Origin of the sequence: Pengzhenrongella sp., from assembly GCF_036565025.1 — a bacterium.
In the GTDB taxonomy this organism is placed as follows: domain Bacteria; phylum Actinomycetota; class Actinomycetes; order Actinomycetales; family Cellulomonadaceae; genus Pengzhenrongella.
On the sequence record NZ_DATCNW010000038.1, the window covers coordinates 1 to 11686 of the forward strand.

At 73.4% G+C, this 11686-nt stretch carries 12 protein-coding genes and 1 tRNA gene; 9 read left to right on the plus strand and 4 right to left on the minus strand.

Translation table 11 applies throughout. The features are described 5' to 3' along the window. The coding region (locus tag VIM26_RS01935; protein WP_331948631.1) for a hypothetical protein at positions 1 to 428 on the plus strand (428 nt) is incomplete at its 5' end. 194 nt (positions 429 to 622) lie between these two features. Next, the gene (locus tag VIM26_RS01940) at positions 623 to 769 is read left to right on the plus strand and encodes a hypothetical protein (RefSeq protein WP_331948633.1); all 147 of its coding nucleotides are present in this window, start codon (positions 623 to 625) and stop codon (positions 767 to 769) included. Between the two features lie 245 nt (positions 770 to 1014). On the opposite strand, the gene mscL is transcribed toward VIM26_RS01940, so the two are convergent. The 3 genes from mscL to VIM26_RS01955 all read right to left on the minus strand — a co-directional run bounded on the left by mscL (position 1015) and on the right by VIM26_RS01955 (position 3045). Further along, the gene (gene mscL / locus VIM26_RS01945; protein ID WP_331948634.1) at positions 1015 to 1521 is read right to left on the minus strand and encodes a large conductance mechanosensitive channel protein MscL; all 507 of its coding nucleotides are present in this window, start codon (positions 1519 to 1521) and stop codon (positions 1015 to 1017) included. 38 nt (positions 1522 to 1559) lie between these two features. After that, a complete protein-coding gene (locus VIM26_RS01950) occupies positions 1560 to 2291 on the minus strand; it encodes an SAF domain-containing protein (protein ID WP_331948635.1) in 732 nt (243 codons plus the stop codon). A gap of 346 nt (positions 2292 to 2637) precedes the next feature. After that, a complete protein-coding gene (locus tag VIM26_RS01955; RefSeq protein WP_331948636.1) occupies positions 2638 to 3045 on the minus strand; it encodes an FmdB family zinc ribbon protein in 408 nt (135 codons plus the stop codon). 152 nt (positions 3046 to 3197) lie between these two features. Between VIM26_RS01955 and VIM26_RS01960 the strand changes: the two genes are divergently transcribed. Next, positions 3198 to 5801 (plus strand): penicillin acylase family protein, encoded by a 2604-nt coding sequence (locus tag VIM26_RS01960; protein ID WP_331948637.1) that lies wholly within the window; start codon positions 3198 to 3200, stop codon positions 5799 to 5801. Here VIM26_RS01960 and VIM26_RS01965 read toward each other — a convergent pair. After that, entirely contained in the window at positions 5779 to 6426 is a 648-nt protein-coding gene (locus tag VIM26_RS01965; protein ID WP_331948638.1) for a 5-formyltetrahydrofolate cyclo-ligase, read from the minus strand. The genes VIM26_RS01960 and VIM26_RS01965 overlap by 23 nt on opposite strands. 109 nt (positions 6427 to 6535) lie before the next feature. On the opposite strand from VIM26_RS01965, the gene galU reads away from it, so the two are divergent. The 6 genes from galU to VIM26_RS01995 all read left to right on the plus strand — a co-directional run. After that, a complete protein-coding gene (galU, locus tag VIM26_RS01970) occupies positions 6536 to 7435 on the plus strand; it encodes a UTP--glucose-1-phosphate uridylyltransferase GalU (protein WP_331948640.1) in 900 nt (299 codons plus the stop codon). Then, positions 7432 to 8682, plus strand: a complete 1251-nt coding sequence (glp, locus tag VIM26_RS01975; RefSeq protein WP_331948641.1) for a gephyrin-like molybdotransferase Glp — start codon at positions 7432 to 7434, stop codon at positions 8680 to 8682. The genes galU and glp overlap by 4 nt, the downstream gene beginning before the upstream one ends. A gap of 3 nt (positions 8683 to 8685) precedes the next feature. Beyond that, positions 8686 to 9297 carry a GNAT family protein gene (locus VIM26_RS01980; protein WP_331948642.1) on the plus strand — a complete coding sequence of 204 codons (612 nt, stop codon included), beginning with the start codon at positions 8686 to 8688 and terminating at the stop codon, positions 9295 to 9297. 76 nt (positions 9298 to 9373) lie between these two features. After that, positions 9374 to 10498, plus strand: a complete 1125-nt coding sequence (locus tag VIM26_RS01985) for a hypothetical protein (protein ID WP_331948643.1) — start codon at positions 9374 to 9376, stop codon at positions 10496 to 10498. 66 nt (positions 10499 to 10564) lie between these two features. Beyond that, positions 10565 to 10637 (plus strand) — tRNA-Ala (locus tag VIM26_RS01990). Positions 10638 to 10857: 220 nt separating this feature from the next. After that, the coding region (locus VIM26_RS01995) for an amino acid-binding protein (protein ID WP_331948644.1) at positions 10858 to 11686 on the plus strand (829 nt) is incomplete at its 3' end.

Sequence of the window (11686 nt, forward strand, 5' to 3'; positions counted from 1 at the left end):
CGCCGGCGCCGGCCGTGACCATGCCGCCGTCGGCCGACGGCCGGCCGGACGACGACGACGCTCGAGACGACGAGCCGAACGAGGTGAACCCCACGGCGGCGCAGGCGGATCACCCGCAGCGGACCGAGGCCGCGGACGCCCCGCAGCAGGCGGGCGCCATCGAGCGCGCGGGCGACGTGCGGATCGGCGCTGCGTACCAAGGTGAGCTGCTCGACGGCGGGTCGCGCCCGCCGATAGAGCGGGGGCTCCCGATCGGTGACTATCGCGAGGACAAGCTGGACGAGCTGGTGGCCTGGATCCAGGCCGACGGTGTGGCCCGGGACGGCGTCGAGCTCGCCGCCAGGCTGCGGGCCGAGCTGGGAATCGCCCGGCGCGGCTCCCGCGTCGATACCGCGATCGACGCCGCCGTGTCCCGGTACAACGCGTGACCCCGAACCCCCCGCCCCCCGACGACGTGTCAGCGCCAGCGCGGTCGCTGGGGCGCGCTGCGTCTGACAACTCGGGTGAGCCGACCAGCCCCGACGACGTGTCAGCGCCAACGCGGTCCAGGGGGCGCGCAGCGTCTGACAAGTCGGGGGAGCCGGGGAAGCCGCGGGTCCGGCGGCGGGGGAACCGGCGGGTCGTGCGGCCCGGGGTCGGGGGCGACGCGGGCGGACCGGTCACTGCCGGGCGCAGCGCGGACGACACCGACGAGGGCTGGCACGAGGGCTCGGGGTCGGGCGACTCGAACGACGAGCAGCTGCGCCGCGACGTCCCGCCGCACTGGTGAGCTGACCGGTCCGCCAGGTCCTCGAACGCGACCGAGCCGGATCGGTTCAGGGGCAACGCTCCGTCGACGGCCGTTCGGGGACAGTCGGGGCCGACCCTGAGGCGACGGGTTGGCTTTCGCCTGTGCGGAGCATGTGACTGGCGGGGCTCAGTTCAGGTCCGCGGGCCGTTCTTGCGGGCCTCGCGAGTCACTTCCGCACCATGCTCCGCACCGACGGAAATCAGCGGGCCGGGTCGAGCGCCGCCTCAGCGCTTGTTGAGCGGCAGCTTGAGTGCTCCGGGCGCGGCCCGGAGCGAGTCGAGCGGAGCGATCGCGGCGTGGGCGCCGGTGGCTGGGCTCCGGCCGGTGAGCGTGCTCCGCTCGGAGAGCAGGTCGCGGATCTGCTCGAGCAGCAGGATCTCCTCAGCCACGGCCTCCGGCTCCGGCTCCGGCTCGACTCCGCGGTTGACTCGGAGCTTGGCGAGGTGGTTGAGCGGAAGCACGATGACGAAGTAGATGGTCGCCGCGATCACGAGGAACTTGACGAGCGCGTCGAGGGCCTGACCGGGCAGGAAGTCCGCCCCATGGAACCTGAACGCCCAGACCTTGGTGAGGTCGGTCTGGCCGAAGATCGCCGCGATCAGGGGGTTGAAGAGGCCCGTCACGATCCCGTTGATGAGCGCAGTGAAGGCAGTGCCGATCACGACGGCGACCGCCAGCTGCATGACATTTCCGCGCATGATGAAATCCTTGAAGCCAGTGAGCACCGACATTTCGGTGTCTCCTTTCGGTCGCGGGGAACCCGCCGCGGTCATTTCACAACAACCGCGCTGAGGCTCGCCCATCCGACCGAGCCGGCAAGCGCGGCGGCCTCCGCCGGCGAGACGGCCACCAGCGTAAGCGAACCGGGCTCGCCAGGAGACCCTCCGCCGAGCAGGACGGCCCCCGTGTCGCCCCTTGGTTCGCCTCCCGGGCCGGGGTCCGCGAGCACGAGAGCCCGGCGCGCGAGCCGGTGGGCTGCGGGTTCGCCGTCGGCGGTGCTCGCGGCGGCGAGCAGGTCGACCCGGTCTCCCGGGCGGAGCAGCGCGGCGACCGCGGGATCCGCCAACCGGATCGGCGCGACCACCGTGCCGGGCGGCCCCGCGCTCGCCAGCCGGTCCTCGGCGAGGAGCCCGTCGACGATCGGCAGCCCGTCGGTCACCCCGACCACGAGGCTGTGCCCGACGACGTCGCCGGTCCGCGGGTGCGCCCCGCGCGGGACGAGGGTGGTGGGCATCCGCTCCACTCGCAGGTCCGCCGCCGCCAGCTCGCCGCCGGGTGCGAGATCGCCGGCCGCGACCACAACCGACCGTGTCGGCGGCGGGGCCGGGCTCAGCTCGGCCACGACGAGGGACGCAGCGAAGCCGAGCAAAACCGCCGCGACCCCGAACCGCACCCGCCACAGGAGCAGCCGCCAGCGATGCCTCGGGGCGGAGCGTCGCGGGTGGGCGGACGGGACGCCGTCGGGCACGCGCCCGGGGGAGCGTGCGGGGTGCGAGGACATGGACGCGACGCTAGGTCGGCGCCGTCGGGCCGGAAAGGCGAGCCGGCGCGGGCTGTGCATGCGAGACCGCCGGCGCTGGCCGGGGTCGGGCAGATCGCGGCCTGCGATCCCCGGCCGTCGGGCTCAGTGCATCTCTCAATGCAGCGAAAGTGCACCTATTGCGTGCGTTCGCTGCACTGAGAACTGCACAGAGAGATACGCAGCCGCCGGGAATGGCCGACGGCGCGCATCGACGCGAGAGCGATAGCCGCTCGGCGAACCGCGCGATGGGGCTACCCGCTTGGCGAACCGCACGATGGGGCTAGCCGCGCGCGCTACCCCGCTCAGCGGCGAACCGCCCGAACGGTCAGCTCGAGGCGGCCTTGGCGCCCGACGACGCGGGGGTCTTCTTCCCGGACCCGGACCCGGACCCGCTGCTCTTACCGGCCCCGGCGCTCACCGGCGTGCTCGGCGTCGCGGCGGGCGTTGTCTTCGCCGCGTCGCCCGACCCGCTCGAGTCGCTCGAGCTCGACGAGCTGGTCGACCCGGAGTCGCTGCTCGAGGACGTCGAACCGGCGCTGATCTTGCCGTGCTGGGAGTTGCGGGAGTCGTTCCGGTAGAAGCCGGAGCCCTTGAAGACGACTCCGACGCTCGGGAAGACCTTGCGCAGGCGTCCGGCGCATTCGGGGCAGACGGTCAGGGATGAGTCGGTGAACGACTGGTGCGCCTCGAAGCGGTGGTCGCACACCGTGCACGCGTAGGCATAGGTGGGCACTGACGATCCTCCTCGCGAGGGTTGCCAGCATCGCTGGCACTCTCAAGCTGGCACTCTCAGGTTTTGAGTGCCAACTCTACCGGGTTGATGCAAGGGTGTCGCCACGGCCCGGCGGAACCCGGTGGCAGCCCCCGACCCACTAGTCTCGCGTGGTGCCTCGCCGTCGCGCTCTCCGCCTCACGATCGCCGTCGCGGCAGTCCTGGTCGTCGCTCTCGTAGCGACCTCGATCTTCGCTCTCGTGGTCATCCGCCGTCCGCTTCCGAAGACCGGGGGCGCGCTCGACCTGCCGGCCCTGACGGCCGACGTCCAGGTCGTACGGGACGCCCAGGGTGTCCCCCAGATCACCGCCAAGAACTCCGACGACCTGTTCCGCGCGCAGGGATTCGTGCAGGCGCAGGACCGGTTCTTCGAGATGGACTACCGCCGGCACGTCACCGCCGGGCGGCTCTCCGAGCTCGTCGGGAAGAACAAGGATGCGCTCGCCGCGGACACCGTGGTCCGCACGCTCGGCTGGCGCCGGGTCGCCGAGCAGGAGTGGGACCTGCTGAAGCCCAGCACGAAGGAGTACCTGCAGGCCTACGCCGACGGCGTCAACGCCTACCTCAAGACCCGAAACGCGGACTCGCTCGGCGTGGAGTACACCGTGCTCGGCATGAAGGTCGACGTCGGCAAGCCCGCTCCCTGGGACCCGATCGACTCCCTCGCCTGGCTCAAGGCGATGGCCTGGGACCTGCGCGGCAACTACGACCAGGAGCTCGGGCGGGCGACCAGCTTCGCGGCGGTCCATGACGTGGACCGCGTCAACGAGCTCTTCCCTGCTTACCCGCAGGAGCTCAACGCGCCGATCGTCGCCGCGTCCGCCCTGACGCCCCGCGCCGTACCGACGCTCGCGTCGGCCGAGGTACCTGCCGCCTCGGCCGCGGCCGACAAGCCGCTGAACCTCTCCTCGAAGAACCTCCAGCGCGCCGTCTCCGCGGCCACCGATGCGCTCTCGGCCGTCCCGCACCTGCTCGGCGACGGGGATGGCATCGGGTCGAACTCGTGGGCGGTCGCCGGCTCGCACACGACGTCGGGCAAGCCGATCCTCGCGAACGACCCGCACCAGTCGATCTCGGCGCCGGGGACCTTCGCGCAGGTCGGCCTGCACTGCGCCAAGGTCACCGCGGCGTGCCCGTTCGACGTCGCGGGCTTCTCGTTCGCCGGCTTCCCGGGCGTGATCATCGGGCACAACGACAAGCTCGCCTGGGGGCTGACCAGCCTCGGCGCCGACGTCACGGACTTCTTCCTCGAGCGCGTCTCCGGCGGGCAGTACGAGGTCGACGGGGTCCAGCACGACCTCACGACCCGGACCGAGACCATCAAGGTCAACGGCGGCAAGGATGTCCAGGTGACCGTGCGCTCGACCGGGCACGGCCCGATCATCTCCGACGTGCTGCCGAGCGTGAAGACCGCCAAGCTCGCACCCGTGCCCAAGGGCACCCCGAAGGGCAACTACGAGGTCGCGCTGGACTGGACGGCGAACACCCCCGGGCGCACCGCCGACGCCGTCTTCGGGCTCGACACCGCGCACGACGCGGCCGACGTCGCGTCGGCGTCCGTGAATTTCGAGGTGCCCTCGCAGAACATCGTCTTCGCCACGACCGACGGTCACATCGGCTACCAGGCGCCCGGCAGGATCCCGGTGCGCGCCGCGGTGCCCGGCGCGACGGTCCCCTCGGACGGCACCTGGCCCAGGCCGGGCTGGGACTCGCGGTACGACTGGCAGGGCTTCGTCAACCCGGCGGACCTGCCGGCCGTCGTCGACCCGCCCGAGGGCTTCATCGTCGCCGCGAACCAGGCCGTCGCGCCGAAGGGCCTCGGGCCGTTCCTCACCGCGGACTGGGACTACGGCTACCGCGCGCAGCGCATCCGCGACCTGCTGACCACTCGGATCGCCGCGGGCAAGAAGATCGACGTCGCGACCACCGCGGACCTGCAGATGGACGACGCGAACCCGTACGCGGCCATGCTCGTGCCGTCGCTGCTCAAGTCCGAGCTCGGGTCGAAGTTCGACCGCACGGGACAGGACCTGCTGCGCGGCTGGGACGGGCGCTCGGCGTCGGACTCGGCCGCGGCGGCCTACTTCGCGGCAGTGTGGTCGAAGGTGCTCGAGCTCACCTTCTGGGACGACCTGCCCGTCAACGCCCGCCCGGACGGCGGCAGCCGGTGGCTCGAGGTCGTACGCGAGATGCTCAAGCGACCCGCCGACCCGTGGTGGGACGACCGCACGACGGTCGGCGTCGTCGAGGGCCGCGACGAGATCCTGAGCCGGGCCCAGAAGTCGGCCCGGCGCGAGCTGACCGTCGAGCTCGGCAAGGACCCGGCCGACTGGGACTGGGGCAGGCTGCACACCGCGGCCCCGCAGCACCCGGTGCTCGGCGGGCCGGGGGTCCCGTCGATCATCCGGCACCTGATGAACCCCCATCCGATCGCGGTCGCGGGTGGTTCGTCGATGGTCGACGCGACCAGCTGGAACGCGGGCGCGGACAGCTTCGCCGTGACCAAGGCGCCGTCCATGCGGATGGTGGTGGACCTCGGGGACCTGGACAACTCGACCTGGGTCACGCTCACCGGGGCCTCCGGGCACCCGGCGAGCTCGCACTACGCCGACCAGTTCCGGGCGTGGGCCCGCGGGGAGAGCTACCCCTGGCCGTTCAGTGCCAAGGCGGTCGACGGCGCGGCCGACGCGCGGCTCACGCTTCGGGCGGGTGCCTGAGCCAGCGCCAGCCAGCGGGCGTCGCGACGGCGTCGACCATCCGGTCGTGCGCCTCGCGCGGCAGCGGCCGCGTCCCGGCGTCGTAGACCTCCTCGGCGAACACCATCGCGATCACCGGGGTGCCCGCGCGGGCGTGCTCGAGAGCGCGGTCGTACCAGCCGCCGCCCTGGCCCAGGCGTGCACCGGAGGTGTCGACGGCGAGCGCGGGCGCGATGATCACGTCGGCCTCCGCCAGCGCGCCGGCGCCGAGCGTGGGGGTGCCGGGCTCGGGTGGGCGGCCGGGGGCCCGCTGGCGCAGGTCGTCCGGTCCGTCGTACTCGGCCCACTCGCGCTGCAGGCCGGTGCCCAGCACCGGCAGGATGATGCGGACGCCGCGCGCCGCGAGGACCTCGAGCAGGGGGCCCGTGTTCGGCTCGGAGGGCCGGGAGGAGTAGACCGCGACACACTTCGCGGCGATCAGCCCGGGCACCGTCTCGAGGACCTCGGCGAAGGCGTCCGCGGCCTGCTGACGGCGCCGTTCGGACCGGGCCTGCCGTACCGCCCGGATCGCCGTGCGGAGCGCCTCCTTGGCGTCCTCCGGGTCGACCGCACCGAGCGCAGGGGGGTATGGCTGAGCGGTCCTCATGTCCCCAGTGTCTACCACCCCCGTCGCGGCCGAGAGGGCCACGAGTGTGATGTGGGCGTTGTGGCGCTACTTGGCTCGCCGAACGCCTCCGACGGATAGCCTCGTGCGCATGGTGATCCACAAGGCGGTTATCCCCGCGGCGGGCCTCGGCACCCGGTTCTTGCCTGCGACGAAGTCCACGCCCAAGGAGATGCTCCCGATCGTGGACAAGCCGGCGATCCAGTACGTCGTGGAGGAGGCCGTCGCGGCCGGCCTGAACGACGTGCTGATGATCACCGGTCGCAGCAAGCGCACCCTCGCCGACCACTTCGACGCCGCCCCCGAGCTCGAGGCCACCCTCGAGGCCAAGGGCGACCTCGCGCGCCTCGAGCTGGTCCGCGCCTCGACCGATCTCGCGGACGTGCACTACGTCCGTCAGGGGCAGCCGAAGGGCCTCGGCCACGCGGTCCTGTGCGCCAAGCACCACATCGGCAACGAGGCGTTCGCCGTGCTGCTCGGTGACGACCTGATCGACGCGCGCGACCCGCTGCTGCCGGACATGCTCAAGCTCCAGGAGCGCACCGGGGGTTCGGTGATCGCCCTGCTGGAGGTCGAGCCGGACCAGATCAACCCGTACGGCTGCGCCGCCGCCGTCCCGCTCGAGGGTGGTGGCCTCGACGAGGTCCGGATCACCGGCCTGGTCGAGAAGCCCGACGCCGCCGACGCGCCGAGCAACCTCGCGATCATCGGCCGATACGTGCTCAACCCCGCGGTCTTCGGGGTGCTCGAGACCACCGGGCCCGGGCGCGGCGGGGAGATCCAGCTCACCGATGCGCTCGCCACGCTCGCCGGCATGCCCGCCGAGCAGGGCGGCGGGGTCTACGGGGTCGTCTTCCGCGGGCGCCGGTACGACACCGGGGACCGGCTGGACTACCTCAAGGCCGTCGTGCGGATCGCCGCCGACCGTCCCGACCTCGGCCCCGACTTCCGCAACTGGTTGGCCGAGTTCGTCCCGAGCCTGCACACGTGAGGTCCGTCGAGGACCAGCTGGCGGCTGTCCTCGCGGCGGTCAGCCCGGTCGCGCCGCTCGACGTCGTGCTGGCCGACGCCGTCGGCTGCGTGCTGGCCGCCGACGTCGCGTCGCCGCGTGATGTCCCGGAGTTCGCGCTCGCGGCACTGGACGGCTACGCGGTCGCCTCGGCTGACACCGCCGGGGCCGGGTCGGGTCCCGGGCAGGGCCTGACCCTTCCGGTCGTGCACGACGTCGCGGTCGGCGCGCCGGCGCCGCTGCGCCTCGCGCCCGGTCAGGCGGTCCGGATCGCGTCCGGCGCGCCGCTGCCGCTCGGGGCCGACACCGTCGTCCCGCTCGAGGAGTCTGGCCCGTCCGGGTTGGGCACGGTGCACGTGCTCCTCACGCGCCACGCCAAGCCCGGCGAGAACGTCCGCCGCGCCGGCACGGACGCGCTCGGCGGCGAGGTCGTGCTCACCGCGGGTACCCGCCTCGGCGCGCGCCAGCTCGCGCTCGCGGCCGCGCTCGGGCGCGGCCGGCTCTCCGTCTATCCGCGACCGCGCGTGGTGGTGATGTCCGTCGGCGACGAGCTCGCGGACGCGGGCTCCCCGGCGCGGGACGGCGCCGTGCACGACGTGAACGGGCCGGCCCTGACGAGCGCGGTGACCGAGGCCGGCGCCGCCGCGATCCGGGTGGCCGTCGCGGGCGACGACCGGACCGCGCTGCGCGAGGCGATCGAGGACCAGCTGGTCCGGGCCGACCTGCTGGTCACCACCGGCGGGCTCAGCGAGTCCTCGCAGGACACCGTCAAGGACGTGCTCCGCTCCTTCGGGACGGTCAGGTTCGACCAGGTCGCGATGACGCCGGGGACCAGGCAGGGCTTCGGCCGCATCGGGGGTGCCGGCGCGGCGGACGGCGGCGGGGTCCCGATCTTCGCCCTGCCCGGCAACCCGGTCGCGGCGTACCTCTCGTTCGAGGTGTTCGTGCGCCCCGCGCTGCGGTCGATGGCCGGGCGGCCCGAGCTGCTGCGTCCCGAGGTCGAGGCCGCCGCGACGAGCGGCTGGGCGTCCCCGGCCGGCCTGCGCCAGCTCGTGCCCGTCCTGCTCGCGGGCGGCCCCGAGGAGGGCTACCGCTGCACGCCGACCGGGCACCCCGGCGAGCTCTCGAGCGGCGCGCTGTCGAAGGCCAACGCGATCGCCGTCGTGCCCGAGCAGACGCAGGAGGTGCACGTGGAGGACCGGGTGCGCTGCCTCGTGCTCGAGGGCTGAGCCATGGCGACCGGATGGCCCGTGGTCCTGGCCGACGGCGACGTGCGGCTGCGGCCGCTGGTCCGCAAGGACGCGCGGGCGTGGCTCGCGCTCCGGGCGGCCAACGGGGCCTGGCTCGAGCCGTGGGAGGCGTCGTCCCCGACCGGCAATTCGGGGCCCGTCCCCACCTTCGGGGAGTTCGTGCGCTCGCTGTCCTCCCAGGCACGCAAGGGCACCGCGCTGCCGTTCGCGGTCGAGTTCCGCGGCGAGCTGGTGGGTCAGCTGACCGTGTCGAGCATCGTGTACGGCTCGCTGCGCTCCGCCGCGATCGGGTACTGGGTCTCGCGCCACGTCGCGGGGCACGGCGTCATCCCGACCGCCGCCGCGCTCGCGACCGACTACTGCTTCGACGCGCTCGGCCTGCACCGGATCGAGATCAACATCCGGTCCGAGAACCGGCCGAGCCTGCGCGTCGTGGAGAAGCTCGGCTTCCGCGACGAGGGCGTCCGCGAGCGGTTCCTGCACATCGCGGGGTCGTGGCGCGACCACCGGACGTTCGCCCTGACGACCGAGGACGTTCCCGGCGGGCTGCTCGCCCGATGGCACGCGTCCCTCGCAAAACGGCCAGACGTGTGAGACCGTCCGAGGTTCGTCCGGCGACACGCCGCAGCGGCTACGTCTGGCGCGCGCGTCGCTCGCTAACGTCGATGTGGTGCGAGATCTAGCGGGCGTTGCCACTCTCGCGGTGGCGACCCTGTGGATCGGGTACCTGGTGCCGCACCGGCTGCGGCACCGTCAGCTGTTGCTCGAGTCGCGCGCCGAGGACCGGTTCTCCGGCGCGCTGCGCGTGCTCGCCGTGACCGATCGTCCAGGTCGGCTGCTGCGCACGGGCGAGGCTCGGGCGGAGTGCGGTCCGGGTTCGGAGCGGTTCGGGCTGCTCACTCCCGGTAGGGGGATACCCGTGCCGGTGCACGTGTTCGTTGCGGTGAAGGGAGGCGGGATCGTGGATCGACCGCGGGAGATGCAGGACAGGATGAGCGCCGACGCCGCGAGGCGTGCGGCGCAGTTGCGCGCCCAGCGGGCGGCGAGCCTCGCGCGTCGAGCCGCGGCAGCACGCCGTCGCGCCGTGCTCACCCTCGCGTTGTTGACGCTGAGTGCCGCCGGGTGGGTCGTCGTCGGCCTCACCACCCTCGCGGTGCTCGCCGCGGTGGCGCCCACCGTGCTGCTGGTCGCGGTCCTGGTGCTCGGTCGTCGCGCCGTCGTGCATGCGCACACCGCGGACGTCGCATGGGATCGCGCGCGGCCCTCGCGCCGCAGGTCCACCCGTGGCCTGGACGCGCCGGTGGTCGGCAGGGCCTTCCACCCGTCCGACGACGAGACCCAGCTCATCGCTCGCGTGACCGACGGCGGGCCGCGCACCTCGGTCGCGCGGGCGGCCGCGCTGCGGGCGGCGAGCGCCGACCTGGTGCGGGCCGCGCGGGTGGCCGCCGAGCCCGAGCCGGAGACCCGCCCGACGGCGCGGGTCAGGCCTGCCGCGCGCGCAACCGCCGGGGCGGAGGTCGCCGAACCGCCTGCGCAGGTGCCCGCCGAGGTCGCCGAGTCCGACCGCTGGTCTCCGGTCCCGGTGCCCCGACCGGTGTACACGACCAAGGCCGAGGCCCCGCGCCGTGAGCCGATCCCGCTGGTGCTCGACGAACCCGTCGTCGCGAGCGCCGCGGCGCTGTCGGGCGTCGAGGACGAGCCGGTCGAGCGTGACGCGCCGGTCGGCGCGCCAGTCGCGAGCGTCCCGACCCTCGACCTCGATGCGATCCTTGCCCGTCGTCGCAACGCGGGCTGAGGCGCTCCGGCGGGCCGGCTCGTTCTTCTATCCGGCGGCTGGGTGCTAATCTGATGCCCGCACCAAGGGGCTGTGGCGCAGTTGGTAGCGCGCTTCGTTCGCAATGAAGAGGTCAGGGGTTCGAATCCCCTCAGCTCCACCGTGAGTCAGTGCGGCTGATCTGCTAAAACGCAGATCAGCCGCCCTTTCTGTGTTCGCCACACGATGGCTGCGGCCGCTGGGAGCATCGTCTCGACGCGTGAGCTCGCGCGCGGTCGACGGAACGCTCGGCATCCGCCGTCGGTAATCGCGGCGCTACGCGAGCATGACTGGTTCCCAGCCGAAACACCACGGCAACGTTCGCCGCTCACGCTGGGGACATGAGCACACGAGCGCCCCGAACCACCGCCGCGGCGCTGGCCTGCGAGACCTGTGGCCGGCTGCCGAACCCGCCCCGGTTGCGCCTGACCTTCGCGAAGCTCGCCGCCATCTTCCCGATCGAGCTCGGCGTGCATGCCGTCGTGATCGGGTACGACCTGCCCTACCTGCTCACGGTCGCGCTGCTCGCCGTCACCGCGACCATCCTGGTCATCTGGGTCGTGGAGCCCTCCGCGATGCGCCTGCTCGGTGGCTGGCTGCACGCCCGCGCGGTGCGCGAGCACCAGCACCTGTACGACGCGCCCGCCCTGTGGCGGATCCGGACCACCGTGCCCGACGAGCCGGGCGCGCTGGAGAGCCTCACGCGCGAGCTGGCCGCGCTCGGGGTCAACATCCTCGGCCTGCACGTGCACCCCGGGGCCGGGGTCGCGACGGACGAGCTGATCCTGTCCGCGCCGCACGAGGTCCGGCCCGCGGACCTGCTGGCCGCCGCCCGGCGCGGTCGCGGTACGAACGTGCACGTGTGGCCGACGTCGGCGATGGCGCTGGCCGACAGCCAGACCCGCGCGCTCGACCAGGCCATCCGCGTCGCGGCCGACCCCGACGAGCTCGCACGGGCCGTCGCGCAGCTGCTGCGCGCCGAGCCGACGACGGCGTCCACCTCCGAGCCCGAGCCGGTCGCCGACGCGTGGCTGAAGGTGCCGTCGCCGTCCGGCGGCGGACCGCTGTTCTTCGCCCGCCCCGGGGAGGCGTTCACCCCCGGGGAACGCGCCCGCGCCCAGCGCCTGGCCCAGCTGGCCGAGGCCGCCGCCCTGACAAGGCTCTACCGCC